This is a genomic window from Pandoraea pneumonica (genome assembly GCF_049918595.1).
GTDB lineage: Bacteria > Pseudomonadota > Gammaproteobacteria > Burkholderiales > Burkholderiaceae > Pandoraea > Pandoraea pneumonica_A.
Genome location: NZ_JBNCRZ010000003.1, coordinates 68890 through 88398, shown reverse-complemented (window position 1 = coordinate 88398; position 19509 = coordinate 68890). Strand labels below are relative to the sequence as shown.

Here is a 19509-nt window from a genome sequence, read left to right as displayed (position 1 = left end):
GGCGTCAATCGATCTGACTGACGCCTCGGGGCCTTCGCTTTAGTCGCCGCGACGCTTGAAGCCGCCGCCGTTGCCGCCGTTACGATTGCCGCCGCCGAAGCCGCCGCGATCTTGACGCGGGGCGTCGAAGCTGCGCGTGCCACGGTCTTGACGGTAGCCGCCGCCGCTGCCTTCGAACGAACGGGCGCCACGGTCTTGACCTTGACGGTTACCTTCGAACGGACGCGGTGCGCGACGCTCGAAACGGTCGGTGCCGCTGCCGTTCGAGAAGCCGCCATTGCCACCGTTACCGCCTTCACCGCCGGCGCTTTGGTAACCGCCTTGGTAACCGCCGCCTTGGTAGCCACTATTCTCACGGCGCTCGAAAGTGCCGCCGGCCGGCTTGCCTGCGCCGAAGCGCTGGCCGCCTTGATAACCGCCACCACCGTTGCCGCCTTGACGCGGACCGTTGTTGCTCCAACGGCCGCCGCCACCGCCTTGACCATGACGCGGACCGCCACGGCCTTGACCCGGGCGCTTGCCACCGGTGCCAGCACCAGCCTTCGGTGCTGCGCGGCGCGGCTCGAAGCCGACCACGACATTGACCGGCAGCGGTTGACGCGTGTAACGCTCGATACGACGCACGGCGCCGACTTCGGCGTGTGCTGCGAGGCTCACGGCAACACCACGGCGACCGGCACGGCCCGTACGGCCAATGCGGTGCACGTAGTCTTCGGCGAACTTCGGCAGATCGTAGTTGAACACGTGCGTGATACCCGGCACGTCGATGCCGCGCGCGGCAACGTCGGTCGCGACCAGCACGCGCACCTTGCGCTCGCGCAGGGCGCGCAGCGTACGGTTACGCACGCCTTGCGGCATGTCACCGTGCAGGGCGGCGCTGTCGAAACCGGCTTGCTCGAGTTGATCGGCCAGCAGGTCGGCGTCGCGCTTGGTCGACGTGAACACGATGGCTTGGTCGAGCGAGTCGTTGCCGAGCAGGTGCGTGAGCAGACGATCCTTGTGCGAGCGGTCGTCCACGTAGTGCAGCATCTGTTCGATGTTTTCGTTGGTGCGCTGGTCGTTGCTACGCGTGATCTCGATGGTTTCCGGATCGCGCAGCAGACGACGCGTGATTTCGCTCAGGCGGCCGTCGATCGTTGCCGAGAACAGCAGCGTCTGACGCGTTTCCGGCGTCGCGTCGACAATCGTCTGAATGTCGTCGATGAAGCCCATGTCGAGCATGCGGTCAGCTTCGTCGAGCACGAGCATCATCAGCTGCGACAGATCGATCTTGCCGCTGGAGATGTGGTCGAGCAGACGGCCCGGCGTTGCCACGATGATTTCGGGCTGCTTGGCCAGCATTTCGAGCTGACGCGGGTAGGGCATACCGCCCAGAATGCTCACCGTGCGCAGACGGCGCAGTTGCTTGCCGTACGTGTCGGCGGCAGTCGAAACCTGCTGAGCCAGTTCACGCGTCGGCGTGAGCACGAGCAGCAGCGGTTGCGCAGCGACGCGACGAATACGTTGGCCCTTACGGGGCTTTTCGCCCGGGGCTGCCGGCGTGTTGCGCGGATGCGCTGCCGGGGCACGGTTGCCCAGATCGCCGCTGGCTTGCATTTCGGCAAAGCGGTGAATGGCGGGCAACATGAAAGCGGCGGTCTTGCCCGAGCCGGTCGGGCTCGAGACCAGCAGGTCGCGACCGGCGAGCGCGGCGGGAATCGCACGCTGCTGCACGGGGGTCGGGCTGGTGTAACCGGCGGTGTTGAGTGCCGAGAGAATGGCTTCGTTCAGGCCGAGTTCGGCGAACGTGGGGCCGTCAGCAACCACGGCTGCAACTTGCGGTGCGGCGTCGATTGCGTTTTCTTCGGACGAAGGGAAATAGGTCTGCGCGAGCGCAGACATCTTGGATGTCTGTTCCATGAATCCTCTTGCGGATTGATAGGGTTACGTTGGGGCGTTGGCGCCAATCGGCAAACCCAATTCGTCGCAAGCAGGAAGCAAATCGCGGATGGGGCAGAAAGCGGATCGAAATCCGTATCGTAAGCCAGGGGACGGTGGCGGGTCGTTCGGTTAAGAACGCCAGTACCGGCAAGAACTACTACAACGGCTTATCACAGGATTGGGGCAAAACGCGGTTTTCGTCACTTGATGGGGTACAACATGGTGCCCCGAAAAGCGAAGCGCGAATTATACCTGATATTTTTGGGAAATGCACGTTGGCATTTACACGGGGTGAAAAAGCCCCGCCTGGTATGGGTTTGCGGCGGGGGCGGGTGGGCCGCGGGCTTCTTGCGTCGATCCGCTAGGTGCCTCGCGGTGCGCCCGATTACAATAGCGCCATGCCTTCGATTACGCTTCTTGCCCTCGATACTTCGACCGAGTTCTGTTCGGTTGCCGTGTATCGCCATGACCCCGTCAGCAACGCCCCGGCGCTCGTCGTCGAGCGTCACCTCGACACCGGTCCTGTCTCCAGTACCCATATTCTTCCCGCCGCGCGCGACGTTTTGCGCGAGGCCGGTCTCGCCCTTGCTGACTGCGACGCCATCGCTTTTGGCGCCGGCCCCGGCTCGTTCACCGGCTTGCGTACCGCTTGCGGCGTTGCCCAAGGGCTGGCCTTCGGTGCCGGTTTGCCGGTGGTGCCGGTCGGCACGCTGCTCGCCTGCGCCGAAGCGGCCCGCGCGGCGCGCGTCGACACGCAGCGCGTGCTCGTTGCGCTCGATGCCCGGATGAACGAGGCCTATTGGGCTGATTACGTTTGGGATGCCGCCAGCGGTGACTGGCGCGAATCGCAAGCACCGTCGCTTGATGCTGCCGAATTGGTACGTGCGCCCGATACGCCGTTCGTCGTGGCCGGCAACGCAGCGGTGGCGTTCGGTGAGCGCCTGATCGCCGCGCAGCAAGCGCAAGCCGTGCTGGTCGACGCGATGCCCCGCGCGCGCTTTGTCGCGACGCTGGCTGCACGCGCCTTTGCCCGTGGCGAAGCGATTCCGGCCGATCAGGCCATGCCGGTCTACATCCGCAACAAAGTGGCGCAGACAACGGCCGAGCGTGAAGCCATCAAACAGGCGGCGGCACAGGCCGGTGGCAAGGAGGCGTCCTGATGCGCCAGACTGGCCCGAATCATTTCTCGCCGATGACGCTGGCCGACCTCGATGAAGTCATCGCGGTCGAGGTGCGGGCGTATCCGTTTCCGTGGACGCGGCAGAACTTCGCCGATTCACTCGATGCGGGCCATCAAGGCGTGTGTTTGCGCGCCGTCGACGGCACACTGCTGGGCTACTTCCTGTTGATGCCGGTGGTCGACGAGACGCACCTGCTCAATGTTTGTGTGGTGCCCGAAATGCAGGGCAACGGTTTGGGTGTGGTGTTACTCGAAGAAATCGTACGCACGTCGCGCGAACAGGGCATGGGTGGTGTTTTGCTGGAAGTGCGCCCGTCTAATTCGCGGGCACTGCGCATTTACGAGCGTTTTGGCTTCGAGCAGATCGGCCGACGTAAAGGATACTATCCGGCTAGCGGGCGTCGCGAAGACGCCATTGTGATGCGCCTGTCGTGGGAGACCGATCGTGCCGTGGCCTAAAGCAATTCTGGAAGAGTTTGGCCTCTGGCCGGTTTGGATGTCGCACGGTGCGGCGGCTGCTGCGGCGGCGGTCAGTGCGGAGCAGGGCGACGTTGCCACGCTGGAGGTTGCGCAAGCGGTTGCTGCGAATGCTGACGATCTGCCGCCTTGGGATGTGCCCGCTTCCGTGGAAACGGTCCCTGCGGTAGCCCGTCCGGCAGCGCGGACTGCCGCGCCCGAGGTGTCTGCACGTGTTGCGTCCGAATATCGCGAATCGCCGCCCGTGGCGTGTGCCGCGAACCCACGTCCGGCGACGCCGAGCCCGGTCACAGCAGGCAAGGCCAACGACCTGCCGCCCGATGATATTCCGATGTGGCTCGACAGCGAGGGTTACGGCGACGGCGATGCTGCCGCCGATGCGGCGTTGTGGTCGATCGTGCGTGATGACTCAGCAGCGGATGCCCCGAAGCGTCCCACGTTGCCCGCCGTCGAGACGCTCGATTGGGACGCGCTGACCGAGCGCGTCGCCAACTGCCGTTTGTGCGGACTGTGCGAAAAGCGCACGCAAACCGTGTTCGGTGTGGGCGATCGAGAGGCCGACTGGCTGCTAGTGGGCGAAGCGCCTGGTCAGCAGGAAGACTTGCAGGGCGAGCCGTTCGTGGGGCAGGCGGGCAAGCTGCTCGACAACATGTTGCGTGCGTCGGCGCTCAAGCGTGGCGAGAACGTGTATATCGCCAATGTGCTCAAGTGCCGTCCGCCTGGCAACCGTGACCCTGAAGCCGATGAGGTGGCGAGCTGCGAGCCGTATCTCAAGCGTCAGGTCGCGCTACTCAAGCCTCGCGTGATTGTGGTGATGGGGCGCTTCGCGGCGCAGAGCATCTTGCGTACGCAGGCCAGTATTGCGAGCCTGCGTGGGCGGGTGCACGAGTATGAAGGCGTGCCGGTGATCGTGACGTACCATCCGGCCTATCTGTTACGCAGTCTGCCCGACAAGGCCAAAGCCTGGACGGATTGGTGCCTGGCGCGGGCCACCTACGAGGCGGTGTGCGAATCGACTCCGGCCAACAAGCCTATCGCGAACTGATCGCAACGCTGCGCGAGTCGCCGGTACGGGACCTTGCGTGGTTGCTGTTGTCCGACGATTTGCTCAGCGCTGCACGTTTCCCGGCAGCGCTGGCGCATCTCGACGCCGGACAGGATGCCACCGCGGCTCTGCACGACTGGCTGCTCGCGTGCGATGCCGACGCGGCGCCGTTGCGCGAATTCATCGTGCAGCAAGGTGAAAGCAATCGGCTGGGGCGCTATGCCGAACAACTGCTGCATTTCGCGTTGCTGCACAGTCCCTCGCTCGAATTGCTTGCCGCCGGTCTCCAGGTGCGAGACGTTCGGCGCGGCAACATGACGCTCGGAGAGTGCGACTTCCTGCTGGAGCGGCGCGCCGACCGCCAATTGTTGCATTGGGAACTGGCCGTCAAACTCTACCTTTTCGTTCCGCCTGCGGGCCCAGTGGCTCAGGTGCCGCCGCTGGACGACCGTTCTCTCCAATTCCACTGGCTCGGGCCGAATCTGGCCGACAGTCTCGCCGACAAGGTGGCGCGGTTGTTGGGCCATCAGCTACGGCTGACGACGTTCGAGGCGGTGCGCAGTGCACTGCCCGCCGCTGGGCCGTGGTTGCCGCAGGTGTATCTCAAAGGCTGGTTGTTTCATCCGCTTACGCAGCCCGCCGCGTTGCCTCAGGTGGCTGCGGAAACGCACGGGCGCGGCTGGTGGGCGACGCTCGACGAGTGGTGGGTGCAGGCGCAGGCTAGCCCGTCGATGCAGGCGAAGCCATCGGCGAGCGATGGGCTGGGTGACGAGGCGTGGGCGATTCTGCCGCGCGCGCGCTGGTTGGCCCCGGCGCGCGTTAGCGAGCATGCGGTGTTTTCGCTTTCGGCCATGCGCGAGCGCATCGAGACGCACTGGCGTGAGCGTGGGGTGGCCGAGCCGTTGTTGATTGTGTCGCTCACGCGTCCGGTATCGGCGCAGGGCGATTGGATCGAGCGCGAGCGCGGCTTCATCGTGCCCGACTACTGGGCGCCACGTGCGCGGCATCGCATTGAGGAGTTGGCGGGTAGGGCCGAGGCGGCAGCACGTCGGGCATTGGCAGAAAGCGCCAATGATGGCGCGCCGTCGTTATGACGTCGGCGAGATGATGCCGACGCCACAGCCCTAACGCCACGGCCCTTACACCATGAGGTCGGCGCAATGACGTGGTTGTTCCGATGCCGGGATTGCGAGGCTTACGCCTTCGGCCAGACGGCGTGGAAGTGGTGCACCGGCCCGATGCCGTGACCGATGTGCAGTTCGTCGCTCGCGGCGAGTGCGCCATTCAGATAAGCCTTCGCATCGCGCACGGTGCTCGACCAATCGCTGCGGCGCGGCCGTAACGCGGCCAATGCCGCCGACAACGTGCAGCCCGTGCCGTGCGTATTGTGGGCGGCGATGCGCGGCGCATTGAAGCGTTCGACACCTTCCGCACTCACGAGCCAGTCCGGGCTCTGATCCCCGACGAGATGACCGCCTTTGACCAACACATTCCGAGCGCCCAGCGCGCGCAACGCCTGCGCCTGCTGTTCCATCTCGTCTTCGTTCGTGGCCGCAGCGACGCCCAGTAATGCGGCAGCTTCCGGCAAGTTCGGCGTAATCAGATCGGCCAGCGGCAACAGTTCATCACGCAGTGCGGCGACGGCATCCGGTTGCAGCAGCGCGTGGCCGCTCTTCGAAATCATCACCGTGTCGAGAATGACAAAGCGCGGGCGGTACTGACGCAACCCGGCAGCCACTGCGCGCACGACATCGGCGTTCGCCAGCATGCCGAGCTTGACGGCATCCACGTCCAGATCCTGAAACACAGCATCCATTTGTGCAGTGACAAAACTCGCGGGCGGCGTATGAATATCCGTCACGCCGCGCGTGTTCTGGGCGGTGAGTGCCGTGATGACACTCGCCCCGTATGCACCGAGCGCCGAGAACGTCTTGAGGTCGGCCTGAATGCCAGCACCGCCGCTCGAATCCGAGCCGGCGATGGTCAGCGCGATGGGGACGGCGCCGGGCGTGCCGGCGGCCTGGAACGACGATTGCGAATTCATATCAATGCTTGACTTCGCCAATGAGCGAGAGCGAATCGAACTCGCGCTGATTGGCCTGATGGCGCTTCATGACGAGCCACATGGTGCCCGAGACGAACAAGCCGAAGAGAACGATGACAATGCCTACCGGCACGTTGCACCAGATCAGCAGCGCATACAGGCACAGCATGATCAGCACCGACAGATTCTCGTTGAAGTTCTGCACGGCAATCGAGTGTCCGGCGGAGAGCAGCACGTGACCCCGGTGTTGCAGCAGTGCGTTCATCGGCACCACGAAAAAGCCTGCGAGCGCGCCGACGATGATCAGGAAGATGTACGCGATGATCAGATACAGCGGCACCTTCCAGTGTTGACCGAAGGGCAGCAGATCTTTCGAGAAGAAGGCCATCGCCATCACGGCGATCCCCATGGCGATACCCACCGGCAAAACCGACAGCGAGCGCTTGAGCGGGATGCGCGAGGCCGCGACGATAGCGCCGATCGCCACGCCCACGGCGGACACGGCTTGCAGGATGGCACCTTCCGATAGGGTCATGCCAAGGGCTTTTTCCGCCCAGCGCAGCACGATGAATTGCAGCGTCGCACCGGCGCCCCAGAAGAGCGTGGTCACGGCCAGCGAGATTTGGCCCAGCTTGTCGCGCCACAGCGTGACGAAGCAGTCGGCGAAATCGGAAACGAGCTTGATCGGGTTGCGTTCCTGGCGCGCATAACGGGCGCCGGTATCGGGAATGCGCAGGTTGAACAAGGCGGCGATCACGTAGATGCCCATGATGATGACCATCGCCGCCATGGCAGGCGAACTGATGACCTCAGGCGTGCGATGCAGAATCCAGTCGGATACGTGGGGGCTGATAAGCGCGCCGCCTAACACCGTGCCGAGAATGATCGAGCTGACGGTGAGCCCTTCGATCCAGCCGTTGGCTGCGACCAATCGTTCTGCCGGTAACAGCTCCGTGAGAATGCCGTACTTCGCGGGGGAGTACGCCGCTGCACCGAAGCCGACGACACCGTAGGCAATGAGCGGGTGCGATCCGAACAGCATCATCATGCAGCCGACCACTTTGATCGAATTGCTGATGAACATGACGCGGCCTTTGGGCATGGAATCCGCAAAAGCGCCGACGTAGGCTGCCAGAATGACGTACGAGAGAACGAAGAAGAGTTTGAGCAGCGGAGTCATCCACTGCGGGGAATGCAGATCTTTCAGAAGTGCGATTGCCGCGATAAGCAATGCATTGTCGGCCAGCGACGAAAAAAACTGCGCGGCCATGATGGTGTAAAAGCCTTTCTTCATCGGTACTTGAGTCGATCCCGTGCGGCGTAAAACTTGCGTGTCTCGGTTGTCGGAATCCGCGGTGCCCGCGTCGGGCACCCAAACGGGATGAAACCGGGCTTAAACACAGGGGTATCTGCGCGCATCAAGCATGCATATGTCGCTAATGGGCCGTATATTCGGCCTTGAAGCCCCCGTGTCGGGCGCCCGGTCGCCCTCGGTCTTCGACCGATATTGTTGTCGGGATAAAGATTTCGGCAAAACAAGTTGTGCGCACGGCTTTATAACACGAAAATATGCCGATGCGTTATGCCACCGGCACCTTCAGGCATGCCTGAAACCATGTGGTTCACTATGCTTCACATCTCGTCGCGCAAAATCGCACCAATTCGCGCCGGGCATGTCAATGCAAGGTGTTTGAACCCGTGCCTGAGTCGGTTCTGAAACTGTGTCCCGGTGGCGCTTCTCTTCTGTTCTCAATCCTGCCATGCCTCGTCCGATTAAAGTCTCGATTCATACCGCAGCGCTTGCCCACAATCTCGATGTCGCCCGTCGCCACGCCCCCAACGCCAAGGTCTGGGCCGTGGTCAAGGCCAATGCTTACGGGCACGGCATTGAAAATGCCTATCCCGGGTTGCGCGATGCCGACGGCTTCGGCTTGCTCGACCTTGAAGAAGCCGTGCGCGTGCGCGAACTCGGCTGGGCCGGTCCGATCTTGCTGCTCGAAGGGTTTTTCACCCCATCCGACCTGGCCATCGTCGATAAGTACGGTCTGACGACCACCGTGCACAGCGACGACCAGCTGCGCATGCTCGAGACCACGCGTCTCACCAAGCCGCTCAACGTGCAACTGAAGATGAATTCGGGCATGAATCGCCTGGGTTTCGCCCCCGAGCGCTATCGCGCGGCGTGGGAGCGTGCACGCGCGATTCCCGGCGTGAGCCAGATCGTGCTGATGACGCACTTTTCGGACGCCGATGGTCCTCGCGGCATCGAGCACCAAATGGAAGCGTTCGAGCGCGGTGCCCGCGACGTGCCCGGTGAGCGCAGTCTCGCCAATTCCGCCGCGACGCTCTTTCATCCGCAGACGCATGCCGCGTGGGTACGCCCCGGCATCATGTTGTACGGCTCGTCGCCGAAGGGGTTGGAAGTCCCCGCGTCGGAGCTCGGCCTGCAACCGACCATGACGCTTGAATCGGAACTGATCGGAATTCAAGAGGTGCCCGCGGGCGGCACGGTGGGTTACGGCAGTCTCTTTACGGCGGAAACGCCGATGCGCGTCGGCACGGTGGCTTGCGGTTACGCCGACGGGTATCCGCGCGTGGCGCCGTCGGGCACGCCGGTGCTGGTGGATGGTGTGCGTACGCGCGTCGTCGGACGCGTGTCGATGGACATGCTGGCGGTCGACCTGACGCCTGTGCCGCAGGCACGCGTCGGCACAACGGTGACGTTGTGGGGCCGTGGCCTTTGCATCGACGAGGTCGCCGCGTCCGCTGGCACGCTTGGCTACGAGTTGATGTGCGCCGTGGCGCGCCGCGTGCCTGTGCACGCGAACTGAGCGAGCGCATGGCGAAACCCAAGACTGTCTATATCTGTACCGAATGCGGTGGCCAGACCCCGAAGTGGGCTGGCCAGTGCCCGAATTGCAATGGCTGGAATACGCTCGTCGAGTCCGTGCCGGAGACGAACAGCGGTCACCGCTATCAATCGCTGGCCAAGAGCACGCCGATTCGCAAACTCGCGGAGATCGAGGCGTCTGACGTTCCCCGCTTTTCGAGCGGCGTGAGCGAATTCGACCGAGTGCTCGGCGGCGGGCTGGTGGCCGGCGGTGTCGTGCTGATTGGTGGCGACCCGGGCATCGGCAAGTCGACGCTGTTGCTGCAATCGCTGGCGCATCTGTCGCGCGAGCGCCGCGCGCTTTACGTGAGTGGTGAAGAGTCGGGCGCGCAAATCGCGTTGCGAGCGCAGCGACTCGGATTGGGCGCGGCCGGTGAGGGCGGTGGCGGGGGCGAGCTGGATTTGCTCGCCGAGATTCAGTTGGAAAAGATTCTGGGTGCCATCGAGTCGGAAAAGCCCGACGTGGTCGTCATCGACTCGATCCAGACGGTGTATTCCGAAGCGCTTAGCTCGGCACCTGGGTCTGTCGCGCAGGTGCGCGAGTGTGCGGCGCAACTGACGCGCTGTGCCAAACAGAGTGGCGTGACCGTCATCATGGTGGGTCACGTGACGAAAGAAGGCAGTCTTGCCGGGCCGCGCGTGCTTGAGCACATTGTCGACACGGTGCTGTATTTCGAAGGCGACACTCATTCGTCGTATCGGCTGGTGCGGGCGTTTAAGAACCGCTTCGGTGCCGTGAACGAACTCGGCGTGTTCGCGATGACGGAGAAGGGGCTGCGCGGCGTGGCGAATCCGTCGGCCTTGTTCCTGTCGCAGCATGAACAATCGGTGCCGGGCTCGTGCGTGTTAGTGACGCAAGAGGGTACCCGGCCGTTGCTGGTCGAAGTGCAGGCGTTGGTCGATACGGCGCAGGTGCCGAATCCGCGGCGTCTCGCGGTGGGGCTGGAGCAGAACCGGTTGGCGATGCTGCTGGCGGTGATGCACCGTCACGCGGGCATTGCGTGCTTCGATCAGGACGTGTTCCTGAACGCCGTGGGCGGTGTGAAGATCACCGAACCGGCGGCCGATTTGGCCGTGTTGCTCGCGATTCATTCATCGCTGCGCAACAAGCCGCTGCCGCGTGGCATCGTCGCGTTTGGCGAGGTGGGGCTGGCAGGTGAGATTCGACCGAGTCCGCGCGGGCAAGATCGCTTGAAGGAAGCCGCCAAGCTTGGTTTTTCGATCGCCATCATTCCGAAGGCCAACGCGCCCAAGCAACCGATCGACGGACTCGAAGTGCATGCTGTCGATCGACTTGAGCAGGCGATTTCCGTTGTGGCGGGGTTGTGATTCAAGCGTTTTCGGCCGCGCGCTAATGCGGCGTTGATGCAGCGCGGACGTTCCTCGTCGACCCAATATGGAAAAGGCCCGATCAGTGAAAACTGACCAGGCCTTTTTCGTTACTGCGTTCGTTACTGCGTCTTCAACGGCAGTTGGTTTCTCGTCATCAGACGATCTGCTCCATCGCTTCCTGCGCCTCGAGCCATTCGGCTTCGATGTCCGAGAGCTTTGCCGTGACGTCGACTTGTTGCTTGAGGCTGTCGGTGAGCAGCGCCTTGTTGGCGTCTTCGTAGGTGCTGCTGTCGGCGAGGATGGCGTCGAGTCGAGCCTTCTCGTCCGAAAGCTTGGCCATGGACTGCTCCAGCTTTTCGATCTTTCGTTGCAGCGGCTTGCGCAACTGCGACAGACGCTGGCGTTCTTGCGCTTCGGCGCGCTTCTGGTCCTTGCGGTTCACACCGTTGTCGTCGGTGTCCGCACCCTCGCGTGCGGCCGTGCGTTGATCCGCTGCGTGTTGCAGCAGCCAGTCACGGTAATCGTCCAGATCCCCGTCGAAGGGCTTGACCTCGCCACCGGCCACGAGCAGGAACTGATCGGTCGTCGCGCGCAACAGATGCCGGTCGTGCGAGACGAGAATCAGCGTGCCGTCGAACTGGGCCAACGCCATCGTGAGCGCGTGACGCGTTTCGAGATCCAAGTGGTTCGTCGGTTCGTCGAGCAGCAGCAGGTTCGGCTTCTGCCAGATGATGAGGGCGAGCGCGAGTCGCGCCTTCTCTCCGCCGGAGAACGGCGCAATCGACGACGTCGCCATCTCCCCACGGAAGTTAAAGCCACCGAGAAAGTCACGCAGCTCTTGCTCGCGCGTGTCCGGCGCGAGTCGCTGCAAGTGCTGCAACGGTGAATCGTCGTGACGCAACGTCTCGACCTGATGCTGTGCAAAGTAGCCGATCTGCAAACCTTTGCCGGTCTTCACGTCACCCGCGAGCGCTGCGAGTGTGCCCGCGAGCGTCTTAATCAGTGTCGACTTACCTTGACCGTTCGCGCCGAGCAAGCCGATGCGTTGCTCGTTCTGCACCGACATCGTCACGCGCGGCAGGATCACCGTCTCGCTGCCGTCTTCGAGGTGATAGCCGCAGCGCACGGACTCGAGCACGAGCATCGGGTTCGGGGCGCTGTCGGCCGAGCGGAACTCGAATGTGAACGGCGACGCCACGTGCGCGGGCGCGATGCGTTCCATTTTTTCGAGTGCCTTCATACGGCTTTGTGCCTGACGCGCCTTGGTTGCCTTGGCCTTGAAGCGCGTAATGAACGATTCGAGGTGAGCAATCGTCTTCTGCTGCTTATCGAACGCGTTCTGTTGCAGCGCGAGTTGCTGGCCGCGCGTGATTTCGAATTGGCTGTAGTTGCCGCCGTAGCGCTTGATCTGCTGATTCTCGATATGGAGCGTGACGTTACAGACTTCGTCGAGAAATTCGCGATCGTGCGAGATCACGACGAGCGTGCCCGGGTAGCGCTTGAGCCAGTCTTCGAGCCAGACGATGGCGTCGAGGTCCAAGTGGTTCGTCGGCTCGTCGAGCAGCAGCAGGTCGGACGGGCACATGAGCGCCTGTGCCAAATTCAAGCGCATGCGCCAGCCGCCGGAGAAGCTGGCGACGGGGAGTTGCGTCTGCGCGAGTGTGAAACCTAAGCCGAGTAGCAGCGCTTCGCCGCGTGCCGGGGCGGTATAGCCGTCGGCGTCGGCAAACGCGGTGTGCGCTTCGGCCTGTGCGTGACCGTCGTGGGCGGCTTCGGCCTGTGCAATGCGGGCTTCGATGTCGCGCAAACGCGTGTCGCCGTCGAGCACGTAGTCGAGCGCGGTGCGATCGACGGCGGGCGTCTCCTGCATCACGTGCGCGATACGCCACGCCCCCGGGATGAAGACGTCGCCGCCGTCGGCATGCAATTGACCGCGCAGCAGGGCGAACAGGGTCGACTTACCCGCGCCGTTAGCCCCGACGAGGCCGACACGCTCGCCCGGATTGAGCGTGACGGAAATGTCTTCGAAAAGCTGCTTGGTGCCGCGCGCGAGGGTGAGGTGTTCGAATCGGATCACAGCGAAAGGGGAGGCGAAATCAGGAAAAAGGGCGAAAAACGTAGCAAGCGACGCCGAGTCAGGCGCAACGAAGCCGCCATTTTACCGGGTGTGGGGTGGGTGCGGCGTTTGTTGGGGGATTTGATGAGGGCGTTGTGCGGGGATGCCCGGCGGAAACGCCCATTGGAAGCTGCATCCGACTTGCCCTCCCGATGATCGGCCGATCAAAGGATCGGGGCAAAAAGGCGCGCCACGCGCATGACAATCTGACGCCATTTCGGAATCTTCCGGAAATCGTCCTTGTCGAGCAGCGTCGACTGTTCGAAGTCGTGCGTGAGCATGTAAGCGACGTCGTCGGCAAAGCCTCGATCTACCGTCAACAGCATGAGTTCGAAATTCAGCCGGAACGAACGGTTATCGAGGTTGGCGCTGCCTACGGCGGCGGCGCTGTCGTCGATCAGCACGACCTTCTGATGAATAAAGCCGCCGTGGTAGCGATAGACGTTGATGCCGCTGCGCGCCGCTTCGAACGCATATGACGTCGTCGCCTCGAACACCACGCGGTGATCGGCGCGATCGGGAATCAGAATGCGCACGTCGACGCCGCGCAGCACCGCAAGCCGCAGCGCCGAGAACACCGCTTCGTCGGGGACGAAGTAGGGCGTCGTGAGCCAAACGCGATGCTGTGCGGCGTTGATTAACGTCACGAAGAACAGCGACGACGTTTCCAAGCGGTCGGCTGGCCCGCTCGGCACCACCTGGCAGTGCATGTCCTCGCCTGACGCAGCGGGTTGCCGGTGGAGTTCGGGCACATTGCCGGTGCTCCAGTGCCAGTCTTCGGCAAACGCCCGTTGAATGCCGACCACTGCTGGTCCGCGCACCGAAATATGCGTATCGCGCCACGGTGCCAACGGCGGCTTCTCGCCGAGATACTCCACGCCGACGTTGTGCCCGCCGATGAACGCTTCGTTGCCGTCGATCACCACGATCTTGCGGTGATTACGGAAGTTCAACTGGAAGCGGTTCACGAAGATGCCGCGTTTGGCGGCGGCAAACTCATGCACTTCGACGCCGCCGCTACGCAGCTTCTCGCAATAGCTGCGCGGCAAATCATGACTGCCGATACGGTCGTAGAGGAAATAGACTTTGACGCCGGTCGCGGCGCGGGCAAGCAGGCGGGCGGCGAGGGCGCGTCCGAGGGCATCGTCCTTCACGATGAAGAACTGCACGATCACGTAATCGCGCGCGCGATCGATGGCGGCGAAGATGGCGTCGAAGGTGGCGCGTCCATTCACCAGCAACCGCACACGATTGCCCGCGACGAACGACATGCCCGTGATGGAGGTCAGCGCGCGATATTCCGGATGCGCTTCGACGGCCACCGGTGGCTCGCCGGTGCGTTCTGTCTCGCCCATGCGCGATTGCAGGACTTCGTTACGCGCGCGGCGGGCTTCGACATAGCCGATGAACTTCGAGCGGCCGAGAAACAAATAGGGGATCAGCGTGAGGTACGGCATCGTCACGAGCGAGACCGCCCATGCCACGGCACCCTGCGAGGTGCGTACCGTCAGAACGGCGTGAATGGCTGCCACTACGCCGAGTGCATGCAGACAGGCGACGGCAAAGCCGACATCGAGCCAATTGAACGTCATGACCGACTGCCTTCCTCCAAACCGGGAGTCGCGCGGACTCGGGAACCCGAGTGTACCCGGGCCGCGCGATCTTGGCGATTTAAGGCAGGTCGGCTGCCTGCACGAGGAACACCATATCGTCACCCGCGCTCGTGGCGAGCCAGGTCATCGGCAGGTCGGGGAAGGCCGCTTCAACGAAGTGGCGCTCGTTGCCGATCTCCACGATCAGCACGCCATCGTCAGTCAGATGCTCGCGCGCACCCGCGATGATGCGGCGAACCACGTCCATACCGTCGTCGCCCCCGGCCAGCGCAAGACGCGGCTCGTGGAGGTACTCCGCTGGCAAGACCTGCATCGACCCTTCGTTGACGTAGGGCGGGTTGGTCAGGATGACTTCATAGCGCTTGCCCTTCGGCAGCGGCGCGTAAAGATCGCCCAGATGCAACGAGACGCGGTCGTCGAGTGCGTAATCGGCAACGTTGATCTTCGCGACGTCGATGGCGTCCGGCGAAATATCGACGGCATCGATCTGTGCCGCGGGGAACGTCTCGGCAGCCAGAATCGCAAGGCAGCCGGAGCCGGTGCACAGTTCCAGCACATCGTTCACGTCTTCGGCGTGGTCGACCCACGGATGCAACGCGTCTTCGAGCAGTTCGCCGACAAACGAACGCGGCACGATGACACGTTCATCGACATAGAAACGATGCCCATGCATCCACGCTTCGTTCGTGATGTACGACGCAGGCACGCGCTCACCTGCGCGGCGATTGATCACCGACAGCGCGCGTTCGATTTCTTCGGGCAGCAAGCGCGCATCGAGGAACGGATCGAGCGTGTCGATCGGCAGATGCAGTGTGTGCAGCAACAGATACGCGGCTTCGTCGTAAGCGGTGGCGGTGCCGTGACCGAAAGCCAGCTCGGCTTCGGTGAAACGCGACACGGCGTAGCGCAGCAGATCGCGCAGAGTCTTGAACGGGTGTGGGGCTTGTTGAGTGCTCATGGCGGCTCCGATAACGTCAGGCAATCAAACGCGCCAGCACACCACGATAGATGTTCTTGAGCGGTTCGATGTCGGCCACGGCAATGTGTTCGTCAATCTTGTGAATGCTGGCGTTGCACGGCCCGAACTCGATGACCTGCGGGCAAATGCGCGCGATGAATCGGCCATCGGACGTGCCGCCCGTGGTCGAGAGCTCGGTCTCAAGCCCGGTTTCTTCACGGATGGCGCCCGCAAGCGCATCGGAGAGGTCGCCACGCGGCGTGAGGAACGGCTGACCGCTAATCGACCAATCGATGGTGTACGTCAGGCCGTGACGGTCGAGCAACTCGTGCACGCGCTTTTGCAGCCCATCGGACGTGCTGGCGGTCGAGAAGCGGAAGTTGAACATCACCATCAACTCGCCCGGAATCACGTTCGTAGCGCCGGTGCCTGCGTGGATGTTCGAAATCTGCCAGGTGGTCGGCGGGAAGTACTCGTTGCCGTTGTCCCAGACGGTCTCGGTCAGCTCGGCCAGCGCCGGGGCAAACAAATGCGTCGGGTTCTTGGCCAGGTGCGGGTAGGCAATGTGACCCTGCACGCCCTTGACGATCAACTTGCCGGACATCGAGCCGCGACGGCCATTCTTGACCATATCGCCGAGCTTCTGGCTCGACGTCGGCTCACCGACCACGCAGTAATCCAGGCGTTCGCCACGGGCTTGCAAGGCTTCGACGACCTTGACGGTGCCGTCGGTTGCCGGGCCTTCTTCGTCGCTCGTCAGCAGAAAGCCGATAGCGCCAGTGTGGTCCGGATGTTGGGCGACAAACTCTTCCGAAGCGACCACGAACGCAGCGAGCGAGGTCTTCATGTCGGCCGCACCGCGCCCGTAGAGCATGCCATCGCGATGCGTGGGGGCGAACGGGTCCGAATGCCATTGCTCGACCGGGCCGGTCGGCACGACGTCGGTGTGGCCTGCGAACACGAGCAGCTTGCCGTCGGTGCCGCGCGTGCCGCGCTTGACGGCCCACAGGTTCGTCACGCCGTTCGACGCGATGGTCTCGCACGCGAAGCCGATCGCCTCAAGGCGGCGCGCCAGAATGCTCTGGCAATCGCGGTCTTCGGGCGTCACCGAGTGACGGGCGATCAGTTGCTCGGTAAGCGCCAGCGTGGCGCCTTGGAAGGAAGTCATGAAATCAGAATCGTGAAGCGTAACTGTCGGGCGTGAAGCCCACTGAAACCTTGCCGTCGGCCACCAGCACGGGGCGTTTGATGAGCGACGGGTTTTCGATCATCAGCGCGCGGGCCGCCGGTGCTTCGGCGGCCGCGGCCTGTTGCTCGGGCGTGAGCTTGCGCCACGTCGTGCCCTTGCGGTTGAGCAACGTGGCGAGCGGCACCTGGGCCAGCCAAGTGCCGAGCAGTGCGTCGGACACGCCCGCCTTCTTGAAGTCGTGAAAGTCGTACGCCACGTTATGCTCGTCGAGCCACGTGCGCGCTTTCTTCACGGTATCGCAGTTGGGAATGCCGTACAGCACTGCCGTCATCGCCTGAAACTCCTGATATCGATATCTCCTGCAAGGCGATCGGGAATCGTTTCGATCCGACCCGCCTCGCAGGTGAGGGGACTTACTCGCCGCGCAGCAGATCGTTGATGGCGGTCTTGGCACGCGTCTGCGCGTCGACCTTCTTCACGATCACGGCGCAGTACAGGCTGTACTTGCCATCCTTCGACGGCAGGTTGCCCGGCACGACGACCGAACCGGCCGGCACGCGGCCGTAATGCACTTCACCCGTTTCGCGATCGTAAATCTTGGTCGACTGACCCAGATACACGCCCATCGAAATGACCGAGTTCTCTTCCACGATCACGCCTTCGACCACTTCCGAGCGCGCGCCGATGAAGCAGTTGTCTTCGATGATGACCGGGTTGGCTTGCAGCGGCTCGAGCACGCCGCCGATGCCGACGCCGCCCGACAGGTGAACGTTCTTGCCGATCTGGGCGCACGAGCCGACGGTGGCCCACGTGTCGACCATCGTGCCTTCGTCGACGTACGCGCCGATGTTGGTGTACGACGGCATCAGCACCACGTTCTTGCCGATGAACGAACCGCGGCGGGCGACAGCCGGCGGCACCACGCGGAAGCCGCCACGGGCGAAGTCTTCAGCGGTGTAGTTGGCGAACTTGCTCGGCACCTTGTCGTAGAACTGGCTGAAACCGCCCGCCGGCATCACGGCGTTGTCTTCCAGACGGAACGACAGCAGCACGGCCTTCTTGATCCACTGGTTCACGATCCACTGGCCGTCTTGCTTCTGGGCCACGCGCAGGGCGCCCTTGTCCAGTTCGGCGATGACGTGAGCGACCGCCTCACGCACGTCGGCGGGTGCCGACTTGGCCGAGATCTCGGCACGGTTTTCCCAGGCTTGGTCGATGATGGTTTGCAGTTGTTGCGACATGGCGAGAATGTGAGGCTAAAAGTGATTAACGGGATTGGCTGAGCGACTGGCAGAACTGCACGATGCGCTGTGCGCCTTCAGTGCATTCGTCCACATCGGCCACGAGGGCGATACGGATATAGTTCTCGGCCGGATTGGCGCCGTGTGCCGCGCGACCCAGGTACGATCCAGGCAGTACGGCGACATTGTATTGCGCCAGCAACTGGCGCGTGAATTCTGTATCCGACAGGCCGGTTTTCTCGTCGACCTTGGCCCACAAGTAGAAACCGGCGTCGGGCAGGCGCACGTCGAGCACTTCAGCGAGCATCGGCGTGACCGTCTGGAATTTCTTCAGGTACTTGCTGCGGTTCAGGCGCACGTGCGCTTCGTCGTTCCACGCGGCAATGCTCGCGGCTTGCACCGCCGGGCTCATGGCACAGCCGTGATAGGTGCGGTACAGCAGGAATTTCTTGAGAATGGCGGCGTCGCCCGCCACGAACCCCGAGCGCATGCCCGGCACGTTCGAGCGCTTCGACAGGCTCGAGAACACCACCAAGCGCTCGAAACCGCGGCCCAGTTGATGTGCCGCGGCCAGGCCGCCCAGCGGCGCGCGCTCTTCGTCGAAATAGATTTCGGAGTAGCACTCGTCGGAGGCGATCACGAAACCGTACTGGTCCGAGAGTTCGAACAAACGCTTCCAGTCGGCCAGATTGAGCACAGCACCCGTCGGGTTGCCCGGCGAGCACAGGTATACGAGCTGCACGTCGCGCCACACGTCCGCCGGGACGGCGTCGTAGTCGGGGGCGAAGTTGCGTGCCGGATCGCTGTCGGCGTAATAGGGCGTGGCGCCGGCGAGCAGCGTCGCACCCTCATAGATTTGATAGAACGGGTTCGGGCACAGCACGCGTGCACCGGGCTTGCTGCCGTCGACCACCGCTTGGGCGAACGAGAACAGCGCTTCGCGCGAACCGGTGACCGGCAGCACTTCGGTGGCCGGGTTCACGTTCGGCAGCGCGTAGCGGCGCTCCAGCCATGCGGCGATGGAGGCGCGCAGCGGCTCGCCACCGGCCGTGGCCGGGTAGTTCGAGAGACCGCCCAGCCCTTCGATCAGGGCTTCCTTGATGAACTGCGGCGTGGGGTGCTTGGGCTCCCCGATACCGAAGCTGATGGCCTTGTACGCGGCAGCGGGCGTGACATCGGCCACGAGCGCTTTCAGGCGTTCAAAGGGATAGGGCTGGAGCTTGTCGAGTAATGGGTTCACGAGAATTCAAACAGACTCAGGGCTAGGGCTCGCGAGGCGCTTTCGCGAGGTTTCGGCGCATCCGGTGCAGGATTCGTGCCGGGGGAACATCGGATGTTGACACGCGCGGCCCGGCAAAGGGTAGCGCGCCGGTGTATAGGCCACATCACACGAAGGGGTTCCCGGACGCGCCCAAGAATGGCAAGATCGGTAAAGCGAAAATTATACCGTCACGGCGCGCACAAAACGCGAACCGCTGCTTAATTCAGCACACTCCGAGGCGCC

Annotated in this window: 16 protein-coding genes; 6 read left to right on the top strand and 10 right to left on the bottom strand. The window is 63.3% G+C overall.

Going from position 1 to position 19509, the window contains the following annotated elements; all coding sequences use genetic code 11:
• Positions 1 to 39: 39 nt before the first annotated feature.
• Positions 40 to 1881: a DEAD/DEAH box helicase gene (locus ACPWR9_RS12890; protein ID WP_426299332.1), complete on the bottom strand. Its 1842-nt coding sequence runs from the start codon at positions 1879 to 1881 to the stop codon at positions 40 to 42.
• Between the two features lie 437 nt (positions 1882 to 2318).
• Between ACPWR9_RS12890 and tsaB the strand changes: the two genes are divergently transcribed.
• From tsaB to ACPWR9_RS12870, 4 genes are read left to right on the top strand one after another with little or no spacing between them, the layout of a single operon-like run.
• Positions 2319 to 3080, top strand: coding sequence for a tRNA (adenosine(37)-N6)-threonylcarbamoyltransferase complex dimerization subunit type 1 TsaB (gene tsaB / locus ACPWR9_RS12885; protein ID WP_426298169.1), 762 nt, complete (start codon positions 2319 to 2321; stop codon positions 3078 to 3080).
• Complete coding sequence (gene rimI, locus ACPWR9_RS12880) at positions 3080 to 3559, top strand: ribosomal protein S18-alanine N-acetyltransferase (RefSeq protein ID WP_426298167.1); 480 nt, start codon at positions 3080 to 3082, stop codon at positions 3557 to 3559. Before tsaB ends, rimI begins: the two co-directional genes overlap by 1 nt.
• Positions 3546 to 4622: a uracil-DNA glycosylase gene (locus ACPWR9_RS12875; protein WP_426298165.1), complete on the top strand. Its 1077-nt coding sequence runs from the start codon at positions 3546 to 3548 to the stop codon at positions 4620 to 4622. The genes rimI and ACPWR9_RS12875 overlap by 14 nt, the downstream gene beginning before the upstream one ends.
• Entirely contained in the window at positions 4583 to 5716 is a 1134-nt protein-coding gene (locus tag ACPWR9_RS12870; RefSeq protein ID WP_426298163.1) for a DUF1853 family protein, read from the top strand. The genes ACPWR9_RS12875 and ACPWR9_RS12870 overlap by 40 nt, the downstream gene beginning before the upstream one ends.
• Positions 5717 to 5817: 101 nt before the next feature.
• Here ACPWR9_RS12870 and thiD read toward each other — a convergent pair whose 3' ends face one another.
• Positions 5818 to 6666, bottom strand: a complete 849-nt coding sequence (gene thiD, locus ACPWR9_RS12865) for a bifunctional hydroxymethylpyrimidine kinase/phosphomethylpyrimidine kinase (protein ID WP_426298161.1) — start codon at positions 6664 to 6666, stop codon at positions 5818 to 5820.
• 1 nt (position 6667) lies between these two features.
• On the bottom strand, positions 6668 to 7960 hold the full coding sequence (lplT, locus tag ACPWR9_RS12860; RefSeq protein ID WP_426298159.1) for a lysophospholipid transporter LplT: 1293 nt from the start codon (positions 7958 to 7960) through the stop codon (positions 6668 to 6670).
• A 466-nt stretch (positions 7961 to 8426) separates the two neighbouring features.
• Between lplT and alr the strand changes: the two genes are divergently transcribed.
• Positions 8427 to 9497 (top strand): alanine racemase, encoded by a 1071-nt coding sequence (alr, locus tag ACPWR9_RS12855; RefSeq protein ID WP_426298157.1) that lies wholly within the window; start codon positions 8427 to 8429, stop codon positions 9495 to 9497.
• 8 nt (positions 9498 to 9505) lie between these two features.
• Complete coding sequence (gene radA / locus ACPWR9_RS12850; RefSeq protein WP_426298155.1) at positions 9506 to 10885, top strand: DNA repair protein RadA; 1380 nt, start codon at positions 9506 to 9508, stop codon at positions 10883 to 10885.
• Positions 10886 to 11042: 157 nt separating this feature from the next.
• On the opposite strand, the gene ACPWR9_RS12845 is transcribed toward radA, so the two are convergent.
• From ACPWR9_RS12845 to dapC, 7 genes are all read right to left on the bottom strand, one after another.
• On the bottom strand, positions 11043 to 12965 hold the full coding sequence (locus tag ACPWR9_RS12845; RefSeq protein WP_426298153.1) for an ATP-binding cassette domain-containing protein: 1923 nt from the start codon (positions 12963 to 12965) through the stop codon (positions 11043 to 11045).
• Positions 12966 to 13168: 203 nt separating this feature from the next.
• Positions 13169 to 14596 (bottom strand): cardiolipin synthase, encoded by a 1428-nt coding sequence (gene cls / locus ACPWR9_RS12840; protein WP_426298151.1) that lies wholly within the window; start codon positions 14594 to 14596, stop codon positions 13169 to 13171.
• A gap of 79 nt (positions 14597 to 14675) precedes the next feature.
• Entirely contained in the window at positions 14676 to 15575 is a 900-nt protein-coding gene (prmB, locus tag ACPWR9_RS12835) for a 50S ribosomal protein L3 N(5)-glutamine methyltransferase (RefSeq protein WP_426298149.1), read from the bottom strand.
• A gap of 16 nt (positions 15576 to 15591) precedes the next feature.
• Positions 15592 to 16743 carry a succinyl-diaminopimelate desuccinylase gene (gene dapE, locus ACPWR9_RS12830; RefSeq protein ID WP_426298147.1) on the bottom strand — a complete coding sequence of 384 codons (1152 nt, stop codon included), beginning with the start codon at positions 16741 to 16743 and terminating at the stop codon, positions 15592 to 15594.
• A gap of 4 nt (positions 16744 to 16747) precedes the next feature.
• Positions 16748 to 17095, bottom strand: coding sequence for an ArsC family reductase (locus ACPWR9_RS12825; RefSeq protein WP_426298145.1), 348 nt, complete (start codon positions 17093 to 17095; stop codon positions 16748 to 16750).
• An 82-nt stretch (positions 17096 to 17177) separates the two neighbouring features.
• On the bottom strand, positions 17178 to 18005 hold the full coding sequence (dapD, locus tag ACPWR9_RS12820) for a 2,3,4,5-tetrahydropyridine-2,6-dicarboxylate N-succinyltransferase (protein WP_039374306.1): 828 nt from the start codon (positions 18003 to 18005) through the stop codon (positions 17178 to 17180).
• Between the two features lie 25 nt (positions 18006 to 18030).
• Positions 18031 to 19245 carry a succinyldiaminopimelate transaminase gene (gene dapC, locus ACPWR9_RS12815; protein WP_426298142.1) on the bottom strand — a complete coding sequence of 405 codons (1215 nt, stop codon included), beginning with the start codon at positions 19243 to 19245 and terminating at the stop codon, positions 18031 to 18033.
• Positions 19246 to 19509: the final 264 nt, after the last annotated feature.